The 18,100-nt window shown below is 54.4% G+C and carries 13 protein-coding genes; 7 read left to right on the top strand and 6 right to left on the bottom strand.

Annotation, left to right across the window (positions count from 1 at the left end; genetic code table 11):
* The first annotated feature begins 2 nt into the window (after nt 1–2).
* Nucleotides 3–1,184 carry a lipid-A-disaccharide synthase gene (gene lpxB / locus ABVF61_RS00065; RefSeq protein WP_353991512.1) on the top strand — a complete coding sequence of 394 codons (1,182 nt, stop codon included), beginning with the start codon at nt 3–5 and terminating at the stop codon, nt 1,182–1,184.
* A 224-nt stretch (nt 1,185–1,408) separates the two neighbouring features.
* Here the strand turns inward: lpxB and gltA are convergent, their stop codons facing one another.
* Nucleotides 1,409–2,701 carry a citrate synthase gene (gltA, locus tag ABVF61_RS00060; protein WP_353991511.1) on the bottom strand — a complete coding sequence of 431 codons (1,293 nt, stop codon included), beginning with the start codon at nt 2,699–2,701 and terminating at the stop codon, nt 1,409–1,411.
* A gap of 535 nt (nt 2,702–3,236) precedes the next feature.
* Here gltA and ABVF61_RS00055 point away from each other — a divergent pair.
* The gene (locus ABVF61_RS00055; protein WP_353991510.1) at nt 3,237–3,968 is read left to right on the top strand and encodes a helix-turn-helix transcriptional regulator; all 732 of its coding nucleotides are present in this window, start codon (nt 3,237–3,239) and stop codon (nt 3,966–3,968) included.
* Between the two features lie 120 nt (nt 3,969–4,088).
* Here the strand turns inward: ABVF61_RS00055 and gltX are convergent, their stop codons facing one another.
* Nucleotides 4,089–5,513, bottom strand: coding sequence for a glutamate--tRNA ligase (gltX, locus tag ABVF61_RS00050; protein ID WP_353991509.1), 1,425 nt, complete (start codon nt 5,511–5,513; stop codon nt 4,089–4,091).
* Between the two features lie 136 nt (nt 5,514–5,649).
* On the opposite strand from gltX, the gene ABVF61_RS00045 reads away from it, so the two are divergent.
* On the top strand, nt 5,650–8,031 hold the full coding sequence (locus tag ABVF61_RS00045) for a ComEC/Rec2 family competence protein (RefSeq protein ID WP_353991508.1): 2,382 nt from the start codon (nt 5,650–5,652) through the stop codon (nt 8,029–8,031).
* Nucleotides 8,032–8,128: 97 nt separating this feature from the next.
* Here ABVF61_RS00045 and lexA read toward each other — a convergent pair whose 3' ends face one another.
* The 3 genes from lexA to ABVF61_RS00030 all read right to left on the bottom strand — a co-directional run bounded on the left by lexA (nt 8,129) and on the right by ABVF61_RS00030 (nt 11,431).
* Nucleotides 8,129–8,845: a transcriptional repressor LexA gene (lexA, locus tag ABVF61_RS00040; protein ID WP_353991507.1), complete on the bottom strand. Its 717-nt coding sequence runs from the start codon at nt 8,843–8,845 to the stop codon at nt 8,129–8,131.
* Nucleotides 8,846–8,990: 145 nt separating this feature from the next.
* The gene (locus ABVF61_RS00035) at nt 8,991–9,854 is read right to left on the bottom strand and encodes a hypothetical protein (protein WP_353991506.1); all 864 of its coding nucleotides are present in this window, start codon (nt 9,852–9,854) and stop codon (nt 8,991–8,993) included.
* Complete coding sequence (locus tag ABVF61_RS00030; protein WP_353991505.1) at nt 9,851–11,431, bottom strand: acyl-CoA synthetase; 1,581 nt, start codon at nt 11,429–11,431, stop codon at nt 9,851–9,853. Before ABVF61_RS00030 ends, ABVF61_RS00035 begins: the two co-directional genes overlap by 4 nt.
* A 133-nt stretch (nt 11,432–11,564) precedes the next feature.
* On the opposite strand from ABVF61_RS00030, the gene ABVF61_RS00025 reads away from it, so the two are divergent.
* Nucleotides 11,565–12,374, top strand: a complete 810-nt coding sequence (locus tag ABVF61_RS00025) for a hormone-sensitive lipase (protein WP_353991504.1) — start codon at nt 11,565–11,567, stop codon at nt 12,372–12,374.
* A 21-nt stretch (nt 12,375–12,395) separates the two neighbouring features.
* Here the strand turns inward: ABVF61_RS00025 and ABVF61_RS00020 are convergent, their stop codons facing one another.
* On the bottom strand, nt 12,396–13,124 hold the full coding sequence (locus ABVF61_RS00020) for a FadR/GntR family transcriptional regulator (RefSeq protein WP_353991503.1): 729 nt from the start codon (nt 13,122–13,124) through the stop codon (nt 12,396–12,398).
* 551 nt (nt 13,125–13,675) lie between these two features.
* Between ABVF61_RS00020 and ABVF61_RS00015 the strand changes: the two genes are divergently transcribed.
* From ABVF61_RS00015 to ABVF61_RS00005, 3 genes are all read left to right on the top strand, one after another.
* On the top strand, nt 13,676–15,277 hold the full coding sequence (locus tag ABVF61_RS00015) for a sensor histidine kinase (protein ID WP_353991502.1): 1,602 nt from the start codon (nt 13,676–13,678) through the stop codon (nt 15,275–15,277).
* An 8-nt stretch (nt 15,278–15,285) separates the two neighbouring features.
* Nucleotides 15,286–17,523, top strand: a complete 2,238-nt coding sequence (locus ABVF61_RS00010) for a GGDEF/EAL domain-containing response regulator (protein ID WP_353991501.1) — start codon at nt 15,286–15,288, stop codon at nt 17,521–17,523.
* 226 nt (nt 17,524–17,749) lie between these two features.
* A partial coding sequence (locus tag ABVF61_RS00005; RefSeq protein WP_353991500.1) for an SRPBCC family protein occupies nt 17,750–18,100 on the top strand: 351 nt, incomplete at its 3' end.

Raw genomic sequence — 18,100 nt, 5'->3', positions numbered from 1 at the left:
GCATGGGGCCGACGATTTGTCTGGTCGCCGGTGAAGAGTCCGGAGATCAGCTCGGTTCGGAGTTGATCAGAGCACTCGACGCAAAGCTTGGAGAGGGAATACGTTACTGCGGCGTTGGCGGTGAACGCATGACGAACCTTGGGCTCACAAGTTTCTTTGACATGTCGGATGTATCGGTTATGGGCCTGAGCGCCGTTCTGGCGCGGTTGCCGCTTATCGTTCGGCGCGTTTATCAGACGGTCGATGCGATAGTCGCTGCAGATCCTGCGGTTCTTGTAATCATCGACAGTCCCGACTTTACGCATAATGTCGCAAGCCGGGTTCGCAAACGTGCACCGCATATTCCCATCGTCGGGTACGTTTCCCCATCGGTCTGGGCCTGGCGACCGGGACGGGCGAAGAAAATGAGTGCCTATGTCGATCAGTTGCTGGCATTGTTGCCCTTTGAGCCGGAGGCGCACAAAAAGCTGGGCGGGCCGCCGACGCATTATGTCGGCCACCCGCTTATTGAGAACGTGGATGACCTTCGCCCGGCTGGAAATGAGCGTGTGCCCTTGTCGGCGGACAACGGCGTTCTTGTGGTGCTTCCGGGGAGCCGCCGCAGTGAAATCGACCGGTTGTTGGGCGATTTCGGCAAAACGGTCGCGCTCGTCAAGCGGGAAATGCCGGATCTTGAAGTGTTGCTGCCAGCTGTCGGACACCTGGAACAACGGATCAGGCAGGAAGTCAGAAGTTGGGAATTTGAGCCGACGGTTCTCAGTGGCCTTGACGAAAAGCAAGCGGCATTTCGGCGCGCGCATGCTGCTCTGGCAGCCTCGGGCACAGTCTCGCTCGAACTTGCGATATCAGGTGTTCCGATGGTGGTTGCCTACAGGGTTGACTGGTTTTTTCGTAGGTTGAAAGAACTCAATAAGCTCTTCAAACTTGCCAATATTGACTCGTTCGTTTTACCAAATATCATATTAAAAAACAAAGCTATACCGGAGTTCCTTGATGAAGAAGTTGATGCGAAGATCCTTGCAGCACATCTGATTGGCCTGCTGACCGATGGGCCGGAGCGGCATCAACAGCTGGGCGAGCTCAGGCGCTTGGATGATCTCATGCGTTTGCCGGATGGTCACAGTCAGAAAGACGCAGCTGCCGATGTCGTCATTCGGACTATGAAAACTGCGGCGCAGGCCTGAAGACAAGGCACTCGTAGCTGCTTGTAGACTAAAGACCGAGGTGTGTTTCGGCACTGCGAGCCACTAGAGCTCGAAGCGCGTTTCAGAAGCGTCAGGCATCTTGAAGCGCGTCACCGACAGTTCCGTTTAGTGTCTTCATGTTGGGCCCGTACCAAAAAAATGCCCCCGGCGAACCGGGGGCAATATTCTTTAGCGTGCCTGAAATAGCGTTGGTTCGACGGGCCTTAACGGCGTTGGTCGATCGGCGTGTAATCCCGTTTGGTCGCCCCAGTGTAGAGCTGACGTGGACGTCCGATTCGCTGTGACGGATCTTCAACCATCTCTTTCCACTGGGCGATCCAGCCAACCGTTCTTGCGAGCGCAAACAAAACAGTGAACATCGTCGTAGGAAAGCCGAGAGCCCGCAGTGTGATCCCTGAATAGAAGTCGATGTTAGGATAGAGCTTCTTGTCGATGAAATACTCGTCGTTCAGGGCGATTTTTTCGAGCTCAATGGCCACATCGAGTAGTGGATCGTCCTTGATGCCAAGCTCACCCAGGACCTCATGTGTGGTCTTCTGCATGATTCGGGCGCGCGGATCGTAATTCTTGTAGACCCTGTGGCCAAAACCCATCAGGCGGAACGGATCGTCCTTGTCCTTGGCACGCTCGACGTACTCAGGGATGTTGTCCACGGACCCGATTTCGGAAAGCATGTTCAGTGCGGCTTCGTTTGCCCCGCCATGGGCCGGTCCCCACAGACATGCAATGCCTGCAGCGATACAGGCGAATGGGTTCGCGCCGGATGAGCCGGCCAGCCGCACGGTTGAGGTTGACGCATTCTGTTCGTGATCCGCATGGAGAATGAAAATTCGATCCATTGCACGGGCGAGAACAGGATTGACTTTGTATTCCTCACACGGAACCGCGAAACACATATGGAGGAAGTTCGCCGCATAGCCGAGATCGTTGCGCGGATAAACAAAAGGCTGACCGACGTGGTACTTGTAGGCCATAGCGGCAATTGTCGGCATCTTTGCGATCATGCGTAGCGATGCCACCATGCGCTGGTGCGGATCCGTGATGTCTGTCGAGTCGTGGTAAAACGCCGATAGTGCGCCAACGGTTCCAACCATGATGGCCATCGGGTGGGCGTCGCGGCGGAAACCGGAGAAGAAGCGGTTCATCTGCTCGTGAATCATCGTGTGATAGGTCACGCGATTCACAAAGTCGTCCTTTTGCGCCTTGGTCGGCAGTTCGCCATAGAGAAGCAGATAACAGGATTCGAGAAAGTCACCATGGTCAGCAAGCTGATCGATGGGATATCCGCGATACAGCAACGTGCCCTCGTCGCCGTCGATATATGTGATCTTAGATTCACAGGATGCCGTTGACGTAAAGCCCGGGTCATATGTGAACATGCCGGTGTCCCTGTACAAGGACGAAATGTTCATGACTGACGGTCCGATGGATCCGTCAAGAACGTCGAAATCGTGGTCGGCGCCACCGACGTTGAGCTTGGCGTTGTTGTCGGCCATACAGAAACCCCTTTTGTTTATCCTGATGTGCTGTCCGATTTTAACTGCCCGTCACGCTTACGGGCTCAATCCCGACCTGCACCTGAGAAATTTTCGGGTCTTGCGTAGCCCATTTACTGCAGTGCCGCAAGCTGGCCAATATAACGCTTTGGTCAAAGGTGAGAAATAACGGTTCAGGTTTGGCCTTGCCTGGTGCGAACAGACAGGTTCTGTGCTCGAAAAGCAGTTCACTACCTTGTAAAGATACCTTAGGATTTGACCATTGCCGCGTAATTTTAGTACGAAACGCTTTTTGGGTAATTCCAACTCTTCCGCATCACTTTAGAGAAAAACTAAGGGCCGATCTTGCCGGAATACATCGATTTTCAAATTTGACAGGTTTAAAAAAGCCAAGATTTCCTCTGTTTCTAGTGTTATTTGCACGCAGAGAATTTCAAGCAAGTCTTGGCGCAATCTAACTTTGTGGCGTTATCGATTTCCGTATAGTTAGCTGTTACGGTTTGTATGAACCTTAGCCGTCTTTCAGGAATTTTGAATGAATCGAGTGCTCGAAGATTTTGCTACGAAAATTGTTTTTGCCGAAGATACTGAACTAGTCTGGAGCGCAACGTGCGAGTTTTTCGAGAACCAGGGGTTCGTTGGCGTACAGCATGGTGTCAGAAATGGCAGGGTCAGGCTGACTGAAGAAGATACGCGGCTATCCACCTCTGTTGCCGATTGGCAGGCAGCCTATTTTTCAGAAGAAGACGATCTCATTGATCCTCTTTTCACCCGAAGCGAGCACACCCCCGAAATGTTTGCAACCGGACGGGAGTTTCTCTGCGACTATCCGTTTTTGGGGGCTGAAGAAAAAGCGGTAATCCACCGCGCGTCCGACTTTGGATTGATCAGTGGTTTGGCAATGAAAATGCCAAGCGAAAACCCTCAGATGCGCCGGGGTTGGAACCTGCTTTCCGATATGAACCGGAAGCAGATGGAGGAGCTCAGGCAACGGTCCGGCTCGCTCTTTCAAGTCTGTGCAGCGCTTGCAGATCAAAAAATGCTTTCTGTCGGCAAGCAAAACAGGAACCTTCGATTGACCAATCGGGAAGCTGAATGCCTTTTGTGGCTGGCGAACGGAATGCGCACAGACCAGATAGCCTACAAGCTTGGCATCAGACCGGTCACCGTGGATATGCATGTTCGCAACGCGCGCCACCGGCTGGGTGCAAAAACGCGGGAACAAGCACTGGCGATTGCCATACAAAAGGGACTTATCAAGCCATAATGCAGGTTAAGTCGCCCGGGCTGCTCTTTTGTCTATTGAGCCAGTTCGCAGCTCCCGGGAGGTCCGGAAGCTGCCACTTACCGACACCACTCAGTTTTTCTGAATCAACCGCACGATGTGTCAGGAAACTTGATCGCGGATGCGACCCAACGATTCTTCTCGGCCAAGCGCTATAAGAACGTCGTAGATGCCCGGTGACGTTCCACGTCCGGTCAGCGCAGCGCGCAGTGGTTGGGCGACTTTGCCGAGTTTCAAATCCTTCTGCTCTGCATAGGCCTTCACCGCGACTTCCAGCGGCTCTGCTTCCCACTGTGGGGCGGCTTCCAGAACACCGTAGAGGTCGCCCAGGATTTTCCTAGCGTCATCAGTGAGAATTTTCTCAGCCTTTTCATCCGTGTCCAACGGTCGCTCGCGCCAAAGGTATGACGCGCTCTCGGTCAATTCGACCAGTGTTTTCGCGCGCTCTTTCAATCCGGGCAGGGCCTTTAATGCTGTTTGTCCGTTGTTGCCTTGTGAAAGCCAGGAAAGGACCTTTGAGCCGTCTTCAGCGTGCTGAAGATAGATCTTCCAGTGGCTGAGCAACTCCGCGTCTTCGGTCGAACGCATGTAGTGGCCGTTGAGATTTTCGAGTTTCTTGAAGTCGAACCGGGCAGGGGATTGCCCGACCGCATCGAGGCCGAACCAGTCGATCATGTCCTGCAACGACATGATTTCCTCGTCCCCGTGGCTCCACCCCAACCGCGCCAGATAATTGCGCATGGCCTGCGGCAGATAGCCCAATGCCCTGTAAGCCTCTGCACCAGTCGCTCCGTGACGCTTTGAGAGCTTGGCTCCGTCCGGGCCGTGGATCAGCGGAATGTGGGCCATTTGGGGTACATTCCAACCAAGTCCCTTAAAGATGAGCGTCTGCCTTGCGGCGTTCGTGAGATGGTCTACTCCACGGATGATGTGCGTAACCCCCATGTCGTGATCGTCCACGACAACGGCCAGCATGTAGGTCGGGGTTCCGTCGGAACGCAAAAGAACAAGATCGTCGAGATCCTTGTTGGGAATTACAACGCGGCCCTGCACCAGGTCTTCAATGACTGTTTCACCCTCTTGCGGTGCCCTGAGGCGAACGACAGGATCAACTCCCGAGGGGGCTTCCGAAGCATCCCTGTCCCGCCAAGTGCCGTCGTAGCGCGGCGGGCGACCTTCTGCGCGTGCTTTTTCACGCATTGCTTCGACTTCTTCCGGTGTGCAGTAACACTTGTAGGCAGCGCCATCGGCAAGCATCTGTTCGACGGCTTCCTTGTGCCTTTCCACGCGCGAGAACTGGGATATCGGATCCCCTTCCCAATCAAGGCCCAGCCATGACAGACCGTCAATCAGGGCATCAACCGCCTCCTTGCTGGAGCGGGCCCGGTCCGTGTCCTCGATGCGGAGCAGCATCTTTCCGCTGCTGTGTTTGGCGAAAAGCCAATTGAACAACGCAGTACGAGCGCCGCCAATATGCAGGAATCCGGTCGGAGAAGGTGCGAAGCGCGTGACGATCTCTTGTGTCATGGTGCTTTATTTGAAAGTCTCATCTGGAATGAAGGCGCGGACCGCGCCGGTTGCGTGGCGCGGTCTTAGCACAGGCTTAGCCGGGGCAAAACAGTGCCTTGCCCGTTTCTCGTTTCGGCACGGAAAGTAATGCGCGTTGGTTTATCGCCAAGACACTTTGCAAGCAGAAGACGGCCGCAAGAACCGGGCGAATTCCATTCGCTATGTTGAATTGGCATCGCCTGGTGACGACGCAGACGGGTCGCGCCGCAGTTTCGGCCTGAAGCCTTTCTGGTCAAAGCAATCAGGTGCCGGAGAACGTGATCCTTCAAGTGCGACAAGCTCACCTTGGGAAAATCAGGCCTTACTCTGGTTCAGCTTCTCTTTTGCAGTCGGGATCGGAGTTTACGCGGCGCTTCCAGAAGAACCATCATGGCTGCTGCTCTCTGTTTTTTTCACGGGACTGGTACTGTTTGTCGTTTGGCACGCACGCCAACGATATCTGTCACCGGCGCTTCTGTTGGTCCTTGCATGTTTTGCGGGCCTGACGACGTCGAGCCTTCGAACGGCATATGTGGACGGCCCTCGGATAGGTGAGGAAATGAATGTCGGTTTGACCGGCGAGGTTCTGGAGCTTTCTGACCGGCCCAATGGCAAAAGGTTGCTCATACAGATTGAAACCATCAATGACCGTGCGCTCGAAGAAATTGTGTTTCCGTCAAGAGTGCGCCTGCGCGTTCCTGGAGACACAAAAATTGGTGTTGGAGACAGGATCAAAACAAGGGCACGCCTTTTTCCACCGGCGGGGCCGGTTGCTCCTGGAGGATATGATTTTTCATTCCGAGCCTATTTCATGCAACTCGGCGCGACGGGTTTCAGTTTCGGGCCGCCGGAAGTTCTACCAGCACAAGATGTTGCGATTGGGCCGCATCCAGATACGTGGATCCAGGCAATCAGAGATCGCATAGCAACGAAAATACGCGCCAGTCTGCCTGATGATCAGGAAGCGGCTCTCATCGTCGCGCTGCTTGTCGGTGATCGCGGAGGAATAAACGGGCTCCAGCAGGAGAATCTCAGAGCTGCAGGGCTTGCGCACATTCTTGCAATATCGGGTCTTCACATGGCCCTTTTTGCAGGCGGAACTTACGCTGCCGCGCTCTTCCTATTCGCTTTGCTTCCACCTTTGGCGCTGCGATTTCCCATTCACAAATTCGCAGCCATTGCAGCTCTTTCCGCAGCCTTCTTCTATTTGCTCATTTCTGGGGGCTCTGTCGCAACGCAGCGGTCCTTCCTGATGATCTCGCTCGTCTTTCTCGGCATTCTTGTCGGGCGCCGCGGCCTGACGGTGCGCAGTGTCGCGTTTGCTGGTCTTGTCCTCCTTGTTTTAGCGCCGGAGCGTTTGTTTTACCCGGGGTTCCAGATGTCGTTTGCGGCGGTGATCTGTCTCATTGCTGTTTATGAGACGTGGCGGGACCGCGTTGAACCACTCGCAGCCGGGCAAAGATACCGCAAAACGCTTTCCGGCAAGATTGCCCTGTTCGTGGGCCGGTGGATGACAGGGCTTTTGATAACGGCGCTAGTAGCTGGGGTCGCAACCGGCATTATCGCCGCGCACCATTTTGGCCGCATTGCGCCCTACGGGTTGATTGGAAACATGCTTGGAATGCCTGTCTTCACGCTGCTTGTCATGCCGATGGGTGTTCTGTCCCTGGTACTCATGCCTCTAGGGCTGGCCGCAATTCCTCTCGCAATCATGTCCTTTGGCCTCACACTCTTGCTTGAAATCGCGGCCTTCGTGGCAGAGCTCGACGGTGGTATCGGTGCGATCGGTCAGTTGACCGCAGTCGAAACCATCGCATTTTGCGCAGCCCTGTTCGCGGCGTTGTTGCTGCGGGGCAAGTGGCGGTTCAGCGCGGTTCTTCCGCTTGTTGTTGGAGGCGTGCTCTTGCACTTGTCACCTCCGCCCGACATTCAGATTTCCGCCTCTGGCGGTCGCATCGCGGCACGTGATGCCGGCGGGAACTTAAACTGGAATGGCGCGCGAGGTTCTTTCCAGACAGACATCTGGTATCAGGCAGAGGGTATAACGGGTGACGCGGTCAAGTCGCGCAAGATGAAGTCGCCACAAAGAGTATGTGATCCAAGCGGGTGCGTCATCAAAGCTTTTGAAAAACGGCCGTTCGAACCAAAGGGATCCTTCCCCGACAGACCGTTTTACATCGCCATGCCAAAGTCATTGGATGCTCTTGTCATGGATTGCCGTTATGCCGATCTTATCGTAAGCGACTTAGTCGTGCCAGGTGTGTGCGGTGCAAGCCTCGTGATCGATCGCGAGGTGCGTGAGCGACGAGGCGCAATCTCCTTGTGGTTATCTCGTCAGGTGAATTCCGACCGAGCCATTCAGGAAAACAATAGATTGCGACTACCCTCTGAGGAGAAGGCTGCGGCGCCCCAGATCGACGCGATCCAATATGCCATACCGATCATACCGAGGCCCTGGCACAAGAAAGGTGAGGTCACGCGCGCGAGCCTGCGATAGATGCCATAAACAGCCCGCGGTCCCTTGAGATGCCCGGTCATGGATCAGACCTGCTCACTAACATCAAGGCGGGTCCGCAGTGCTGCGCATTTATGCGTCAGTATTGGCGGAAGAGGGCAACCAGGCGCCCCTGAACACGCACTCTGCCAGGTCCGAAGATGCGCGTCTCATATGCAGGATTGGCCGCTTCAAGAGCGATGGATGCGCCTTTCTTGCGCAAGCGCTTAAGCGTGGCCTCTTCCTCGTCAACCAGTGCCACGACAATATCGCCGCTGTCGGCGCTTTCTGTCCTGCGTATCAGGACCGTATCACCGTCCAGAATTCCAGCCTCAATCATGGAGTCGCCGCGCACTTCCAGGGCATAGTGTTCGCCTTTACCCAGAAGCTCAGGCGGTACGGAGATTGAATGGCTGTGGGTCTGGATAGCTTCAATCGGAACACCCGCCGCAATGCGTCCCATAACCGGGATCTCCGTTCCCTGATGCACCGGCTCAGGAGCAGGGGCAGGGCGAGGGGCTTCAGGTTTCCCGAGTGATCCCTCGATGACTTCGGGTGAAAAACTGCCCCGCGGTCGCGGAGTGCCCAAACCAGGTGCGATGGAGTCGGGAAGGCGCACAACTTCCATTGCGCGGGCACGGTTCGGCAGCCGCCTTATGAAGCCGCGTTCCTCGAGCGCCGTGATCAATCGGTGGATACCGGATTTGGAACGAAGGTCCAAAGCGTCTTTCATTTCATCAAAAGACGGTGGAACACCGGTTTCCTTGAGTCTCTCGTGAATGAACATGAGCAGTTCATACTGCTTGCGCGTGAGCATTTTTGGCTTCCCCTGACCACAGAACAGGCTGGTACAAATCGAGAACAATCTACCTGTTCCTATTGTGTTCTGCAAGGGTAAATGTTCTCTTACTGTTCTTTTTGGACGGCGCTCTCTCCCAAAAGCTACTGATTTCTTTCGGACTTTAGCTTCGTGACACCAGGAGCAGTTCGCAGGTGACGAGTGTCGGTGCACCGCCTTCAAGAACGTTTCCCTGATGAAGACGGCCTTCCAGATCGATGCACCGAATCGGTATTTTCCGTTCCCCGTTACTCTGCCGTCCGCCACCAGGCTGGAGCAGGATCTCGGAGATCAGGCCGGTCATGGGTTCACCGTCCATGAAAGTTGCTCCCGCGAGACTTCCAAGACCCGACACTTCAAACGTTTCGCTATCCAGCTGCTGAGCCAGATCAGATACGCTTGCAGCAAGATCCTCAAAAGGTGCCAGCGTGGTGATCAGCGCGTTGGCTATATCTGATTTGACGCGATTTTCCTGCCTGACCCTGTAAAGCGTGAACTCAGTCTCCGGGTCTTCCTCGGCAACGTAAGACGCACCGGTTAACCCCCAGCCGCTGATCAGGCTCGCCTGATCCACAATGAGTGTGTCCGGCAGCAAATGCCCCAGGTGTTCAGCGTTTTTGTTGGTCCAGTACGCGTGAACATGTGCGAACCAACGACCATCTCGACGGCCCAGTATGGCGACGCCTTCCTGCAGGGTTGCAGATTCGCAATGCTGAGTGTCGCTGTACCATGCGACGTGCCGGTCATCGATCGCTCGGTCCGGCATCACGTACTCAAACGACTTCAGTCTGAGACCGGACAAGTCCAGCATCGCAGAAGAGAAGCCTTCGCGTTCAGCCCAATCTCCCAAAGCGCCGAGCAATGATTGTCCTGCCGAAAGCTGCAGATCAATTCGCGTCGCGTTGCAACGTGCGAAGGGGCGTCTTGTCTTGTTCGGCGGTCCCGGGTGCCGGATCTCGGCAAGGCTGTTTGGTGGCGGCCGTCTCATAAGAGGCCTTCTTCGACGAGATATTCCCGAACGAGCTTCTTGGTGATCTTTCCATAGGCACTGGTTGGCATCGTTTCGATGAAAAGGTACCTGGCCGGCATCTTGTAGCGGGCGATCTTGCCGGAAAGGTAACTCATCAGTTCATCTTGCAGGCCGTGATCTTCGCCTGTCGCAACACAAACCGCCAGTCCTGTCTCGCCCCACTGCGGGTCCGGGATGCCAAGGATAGCGACTTCCGAAATCCCAGGGTGCGTCAATAGAACCTCTTCGATTTCCTTCGGATACACATTCGAGCCACCGGAAATGTACATGTCTGACGCACGTCCGGTCAGATAAAGATAGCGATTCTCATCAAGATGTCCGATGTCACCGGTTCGGAACCAACCATTTCGAAACGACGCCTGGTTCGCTGCATCGTCTTCCAGATAACCTGCACAGACCGCTGGTCCTATCACGCATACCTCGCCGGTCTCACCGGCCGGAAGTATGTTGCCATCGTCATCCTGGATACTGACCTCGATTCCCGTGCGTTCGGTGCCGCATGTTCCGACCCTGGTTTCGGGTCCGTCCTCCAGAAAATGGTCTTGTGGGCGCAGGACCGTGATGTTCCCGGTGACTTCGCCCAAGCCATAGTATTGGACCAGGACGTGTCCGAGCTTTTCAAGCGCGTATTTCTGGTCTTCCCGATACATCGGCGCACCGGCATATATGACGTGGCGAAGGCTCGAATGGTTATACCGGTCAACCGACGGATCCTCGACCAGCCGTTTTACGATTGTCGGAACCGTGAACATGTTGCTCACGCGATGTTTTTCGATCAACTCAAAAGCGATTGCAGGATTGAAACCACCGCTTGGCATCAGGACATGCGTTGTTCCCCGCGGGAGCTGCGCGATTTGTTGCAATCCGGCGCCGTGAGACAGTGGAGCAATTACGAGCGAGGCGTCCTGTTCGCTCGTGCCGGGAATAAGATCCGCCAGGTAGTTGACGGTTACGAAGCCGATCTGACCATGCGTGAGGACGACTGCTTTGGGTTTGCCGGTTGAGCCGGACGTGAAGAACAGCCAGCACGGATCATTGTAGTCGACGGCTTCGTCTGCAAACGGTTCACCGGAAAATCCTGAAATCAGGTCTTCGTAAGATGCGCCAAAGCTGCTTGCGCCAATGCTGATGGTACCGGCGAGGTCAGGGATCTCGGTTCTAACGGCATTCGCCTGCTCTTCAAAATCTGCGTCACATACAAAGACCTTCGCAGCGGCTTTATGGGCGGCAAATGCGGTTTCACCCGGTGCCTGACGAAAATTGCAGGGGACCCAGACAGCGCCAAGGCGGAAAGCCGCCAGCATTGTCTCACACATCTGGTTTGAGTTTTGCGCCTGGACCAGAATGCTGTCACCTTTCGCCAGGCCGAATTTTTGTTGCAGGACATGACAAAGCGCGCTCACTCTTTGGTCGAGTTCGCTCCATGTCCAGGTCTTGTCTTCCCAGATGATCGCGGGATGGGCCGGCCAGCGACGGGCATTCTTCGTCAGGTGATGCGACAGGTTCGGGACACGATTTGAACAGCGCTCCGTCATTTGACGACCAATTCCTCTTCCTCGTATGTCTTCGAAGGACGTTAGGCGCGTCATGTGTCGTTTGACAAGTCGCTGCGCTTGCAGTGCCGAACAGCCTTAGCGTCTATCTGCGACAAGGGTGGGAAACATTGCCATGAATGAAACGACGATTACCGACTGGGATGATGCCTACGCCAATGCAGCCCATATCCCAGGCGCGGAAGCCTATCCGCCCAAATGGGCAGCTGACGCCGGAAAATTCAGGTCATCATGGGCTGACAAGGACATCGATGTTTCTTACGGAAACTCACCCCGGCAATGCTTCGATTTGTTCTTCCCCAAGCACTCGTCCAGAGGTCTGGTGGTTTTTGTGCATGGCGGCTACTGGCTACGGTTTGACAAGAGCTACTGGTCGCATTTTGCGCAAGGTGCCCTGGAGCGGGACTGGACGGTTTGTCTCCCCAGCTACGATTTGTCGCCGGATGTGGAAATTGCGCAGATAACCCGCCAGATCGGATCGGCAATACAGTTTGCTGCAAAGGAAGTTGAGGGCCCGATCCGTTTGTCGGGGCATTCAGCAGGCGGGCACCTTGTGACCCGCATGGTCTGTCAAAACGCACCTGTCGCAACGAGTGTTCTTGATCGAGTGGAAGCCGTTTTGTCAATCAGCGGGCTCCATGATCTTCGGCCGCTACGCAACACCAGCATGAACGCATCCTTCAAGATGTCGGAGGACCAGGCGATCGCCGAGAGTGCCGCGTTAACACAGCCAGCAATCGAATGCGCAGTAACTGCCTGGGTCGGCGCACAAGAACGGCCTGAGTTTGTTCGTCAATCGGAATTGCTGTCGAACGCATGGCCAAATGCGAAATTTCACGCAGCGCCTGGCAAGCATCATTTCGATGTCATTGACGATTTGCTGGATGCGGACAGCGAGTTGACTGATGTTCTGTTGTCTCGCTAATCGTTTGACGCGCAGCGCGTGTCAGGCAATGCCGGTAATCCGGTCGGCAATTTCCTGATTTAACTGAAGCATGTTCTGCATTTTTGTGCGGGCCACTTCAGGCTCGCCCGACAGAATTGCGGTCGCGACGCTGATATGGTTTTTGCGCGAAACCTTTTCCTCCGGAACCCGGTCTTTGCCAGCCCTATATGAAGACACGAGCACAGCGTGGATGAGGTTCTGAAATTGTGCAAGCATCAGATTTCCGCTTGCCTGAAGAATAGTGGAGTGAAACGCGTAGTCAGCGCCGATCATTGCTTCCAGGCCATGGTCGGAATGAACACCTTGCGCTGCGGTCAGAATTGTTTCTTTCTGGCTCTGGGTGCCGTTGAGAGCAGCCAGAGCAGCTGCTTCGGGCTCCAAAATCGCCCGCAACTGCGTTGCCTCGACATATATTCTGGCCGTCATCGGACATTCAGGCGTGTGCCATCGGATGACATCGGGGTCCAGAAGGTTCCAGTCATCGAACGAACAGACTTTTGAACCGTAACGGCGCGCTGTTCTGACGAGGCCTTTGCCGCAGAGCACTTTGACTGCCTCCCGAATGACTGTTCTGGAGACACCGAGAGAACTTACCAGTTCATCCTCCTTGGGCAGAGTTTGGCCGATCGGATAGTATCCAAGTGTTATTCGCCGGCCCAGTTGTTCCACAGTGTCTTTGACGGCTCCCGTTGGCAGGGATGTCAGCACTCTGTCCGGCAATTCAAACAACAATTTGTCTCCTTCAGACGTCTCGGATACTAAAGTATTTATCATATTATTCATGATTTAAGACACTGGATATTTCGCTAAATCTATACGTAAGACTGCGTAATCAAACTTATCACGTACGGTTCCGGACTGAATGGTCTATTTTATTATTTGGGAGATAAGAATTAACTTAAGAGAATTCTTTCGATTGAGTTCTATGGCAATGTTCAAGTAGCGCGAATGCGAATGCCTGCAAAAAACCGCATCATCAAATTGGATCTATCGAGCCAAGTTTTCGAAGCAGAATACCAGAGAGACTGTTTCAATTAACAATTGATTTTTATAGAAAATTTAGAAAATCTACGCAGTATGTGTGCGATTGTGTAAAAGCAGAAGCGGCGGGCTAAGAGACTTTATTCAATACACGGCGCCAACAACATGTAAAATCCTGTTGATGCATATCTTGCGACACCCAAAAGCGGTCGTCAGTTATGTTTCTCAGAACACAGTTCCAGGTCCCAACTGCAGCGAAAAACCGGAGAAGCCGTCTCCGCAGATCAGAGGTGAAGGTCTTGAGTGTTAGCGGCAGTGCGTCGTTGCCATATGCTCCCAAGGAGATGGGCCGTGTCAGCCTGTCTCGAACGTTCATCCTCTATACGCTCGGACTGTTTGCACTGCTTGGCATCGTCTTCATAGCTATATTGACCAAAATTACCTGGGATGCTTCGCACGAGCGCGCAATTCGAGTTACGGAAGCGTTTTTTCAGGCAACCAAGCGCCCCTTTGAAAGGGCGATCTGGACCGTGAATGCAGATGCAACTCTGCAACTAATCAGGGGATTGGAAAGTCTGGAAGTCGTCGAACGGGTCTGGGTTGAAACTCCCGACACTGGCGATTTCGGTGAGCCGGTCGATGGGCCGCGCCGCAGTGAAGCGCTCAGCTATACGCTTAATTCCCCGAGCACGATCCTGCACAAAGACGCAATCGGGCAGGTTTTCATCCTGATCGACCAGAATACGATTTCGCACGAAATCGTATTGACGGTCGGATACATTGTAGCGGCGATTATCGTTTACCTTCTGCTGCTGGCAGTCGTTATTCGAGCGGTTTTCCGTCGCCTGATAGGACGGCCGCTGTCCGCAATCGTTGACTACCTCTCAACGCCGCGCCTCATTGAGAACCCACCCGAAGCGCGGATCATGCCAGAGCGCGCAGACGAAATCGGTATTCTTGCCGAAAGTCTGCAATCAATGGTCCGCAGGCGCCATCTGGACCTGAAAAAGATCCAGGAATACCAGACCAATCTTGAAGATCTTGTCGCTCATCGAACCGAACAGCTTAAGCTTGTGCAGGAAGAGCTCATCCAGGCTGACAATCTTGCCGCGCTTGGTGCCCTTGTTGCCGGCGTATCGCACGAACTGAACACGCCGCTCGGGAATGCGCTGGTGGCAGCCACAACAATCTCGGATTCGACCGAGTTTCTCAAAACCGAACTTGAGCAAGAACGCCTCAGCAAGGAAATGCTCGAAAACGAAGTCCAGCGGATTACCGACACCGCCCATATCATCGAAAAGACGCTAGGGCGCGCACGTGAGCTTGTCGGCAACTTCAGACAGGTGGCGGTGGACCGGCAGAGCGAAAGGATGCGGTCGTTCAACTTCGACCACATTATCAGGGAGACCCTTGCGACCTTGCAGCCGACACTTAAGAAAACCTCATTCGATCTGGAACTCGATCTCAATGCTGATACGATGATGGAGAGTTACCCGGGTGCAGTCAGCCAGCTGGTTTCCAACCTGGTTGAAAATGCTATGAAACATGGCTACGAAGGCCAGAGTAACGGCAGAATCAAGCTATGCTCAAAGGTTCTACCGACAGGCAGAGCCGCTCGCTCCGAAGACGACGGCAAAAAGATCGTTCTTTCCTGTAAAGACTTTGGTGTGGGCATTCCGGAAAAAAATCTCAAGAAAGTCTTCGAGCCATTCTTCACGACCAAGTTCGGAAAAGGCGGATCAGGGCTCGGAATGGCGATTTGCTATCAGCTTGTCACCGAAGCGCTCGACGGTACGATCTCCGTTTCGTCAAAGGTCGGTTCGGGTACCGAATTCACGATTGAAGTGCCGGTCAAAGCTTCCCGCGCCGACGCGGATGCCGCAGGAAAGAAAGTACACTGAACATGGTGATGGATTTTCTTGCACCCTCCGAGCCGGAAGGAAAAGGCGCAACGCAAGCGCCCTGGAAGATCCTGATCGTGGATGACGATCCCGACGTTCATGAAGTCACTAAGATCGCGGTCGCAGGATGCTCTTTCGAAGATCGTCCGTTTGCCCTGCTGCATGCCCTTTCCGCCGAAGAAGCGCGGCAATTGCTCCGCAAGCATGACGATATTGCGGTCGCGCTGATTGATGTGGTCATGGAAAGTGACACGGCGGGACTGGCTCTTGTCAGCTGGATACGCTCCGATCTTGGCAATACGTTCACGCGTCTTGTTCTGAGGACTGGTCAGCCCGGCTATGCGCCGCAGACTGACGTCATCATGAAATTCGATATTGATGGGTATGCAGAAAAAGCCGAGCTTTCGCGCACCAAACTGATCACAGCGATCGTGACGTCTCTCCGCGGATACAAGCTGGTCTTGTCGCTCGAAGCCAACCGGCAAAAACTCAAGCAACTGAATGGTCAGTTTGCGGCGATTGTGGAAAAGAACGCGCTGAGCGAATTTGCATCCGCGGTTCTCACGCATCTTTCCGATCTCGTTGGTGAGCCGATTGACGGATTGTTATGCGGCATGGAAGCGTTGCCGGAATACGGCAGCGCCGACATTTCGCGTGTTCGTGTGTTGGCATCGGCAGGTGCCTTCGAAGACAAGGTGGACCTGCCGCTGGATGTGGTGGGCGAGGATCTTGTTCGAAAGGCAATCTTCGAATGTATCGATAGCAAATCGACTTTCTCGACGCCGCAGGGTGTCGCGCTGCCTCTTGTGACGAGAAATGGTATGGCAGGTGCAATCTATGCCGGCCTGCCGATGGCGAAACTCGACGAGAAAGTCGGGTCCGAAGTGATTCAGCTGTTTGTATCCAACGTTGCCCTTGGATACGAAAAGACGGGACTTCTGGAACACATCCGCAACCTTGCCTATGTCGATCGTACAACAGGCCTATCCACGTTTTCGGGTTTTCTGGAAGCGTTCCAACGACACGCGAGCGATGGGCGTCCGTTGCTGGTCGTCCATTCCGACATTCAGCGTTTTCGCGTGATCGTCGATGGGATCGGTGATGAAAGGGCGGGCGCTGTTCTGAAACGGACCGGGCACAGGCTTTCGCAAACGTTTCCGGACGCGCTGACAATCGCCCGCAAGGAAAAAGACGAGTTCCTGATCCTGCTGAAAGGCGGTACCGAAAACAAGGTACAGGATGTTGTGGCGCGTGTGGAGGAAGCGTTCCAGGATCCCATTACACTTGGCGAAAACCAGATCACACTCAGGTTGAGGCTGGGGTTTGCGGCGGCGGAAAGCGTCGGCCGCGGCGCAGAAGAGACTGTCCGCTTCGCTTCCATTGCGCTGAATGACGTCAGGCAGAAGGGATTGACCAATCACGCAATCTTCCACCCGCTCATGCAGGAAGCGGCCCTGGAAAGGCTGCGCCTTGCTTCGCTCCTAACGGGCAAGGACAACCAGACGGAGTTTTCGCTGAATTATCAGCCGATCATGCAGGCACGCGATGAGAGCATTGCCTCCTTCGAGGCGTTGATGCGGTTCAGGACACCCTCCGGAAGTTTCCTGAACACCGCGCGAATGATCGAAGCGGCGGAGGCAAGTGGCCTCATTACCGAAATCGGCGCCTGGATGTTCAAGGCGGCCTTTGCGGAGTTCAACACGTTTGAGGGGGTCTCGGACAGGATACGTCTCAACGTAAACCTGTCGCCGAGGCAGGTTCAGGCGAATCGGATCTACAAGGATATAGAGGATGCCGCGTCTGCTGCAGACTTGTCATTGGACCGTCTGGTCTTCGAGGTTACGGAAGGCCTTTTTGTCGCAAATGATCAGGTGACCATGTCGCTGCTGACCTGGTTGCGCAACAAGGGAGCAAAGGTGGTCATCGACGACTTTGGCACGGGCTACTCCTCATTCAGCTATCTTCGCAAACTGCCTGTTGACGGTATCAAGATCGACCGCAGTTTCATCATGAACATGGAACAGGATCCGGATGCCCTGGCAGTGGTCAAGTCGATCATTGCCGTGGCGCAGGCACTCGATCTGAGTATAACTGCCGAAGGTGTTGAGACGGTTGACCAGCGCAAGCTGATGCAGGAGCTGAAGTGCAATTATCTGCAGGGTTACCTTTATGCCAAACCGCTACCCGGTCCCGAACTTGGTTCCTTCATAAGACGTGGCGGCGATCCGGAAACGCCGCCGCACTGAGTTTCCGCTGGTCAGTCTTTTCCCTTAAATGCCGGAGAAACTTTCAGGTTCTGCTACCTGCTGCCTGGTGAAACAGTCTTTTCTTCCTTTCTCCCGACATAAGTGATTGAATTTTGAGATAAAGCAGGCTCTCATAACGTGAATGCCTGCTTTGGGGAATGTCTTAAACACTCCCAAAGGGCGGCATTCAGACGACTTGGATAAGTGTGATCTGAGGGAGAACAAGATGGACATGAACGGCTCCCGCCGGATACCGGCGAAAAGAGAAGCCGTCTGGGAGGCTCTCAACAATCCGGAGGTTCTGAAGGCCTGCATTCCTGGCTGTGAAAGTCTGGAAAAGACGTCCGATACCGAGATGAACGCGCAGGTCACCACGAAGATCGGGCCGGTCAAGGCGAAGTTCAAAGGTGCTGTCACCCTTGAAAACATCAATGCTCCGGAAAGCTACACCATAACCGGTGAAGGTAAGGGCGGCGTGGCCGGCTTCGCCAAGGGGTCCGCTGACGTCAAGCTGGAAGAAGACGGTGCTGAAACTGTGCTGACCTACGAGGCGAAGGCACAAGTGGGTGGCAAGCTT

This window comes from Roseibium sp. HPY-6 (genome assembly GCF_040530035.1).
Lineage (GTDB): Bacteria > Pseudomonadota > Alphaproteobacteria > Rhizobiales > Stappiaceae > Roseibium.
Note: the sequence above shows the minus strand (reverse complement) of the source record. Positions and strands in the feature narration are given on the sequence as shown.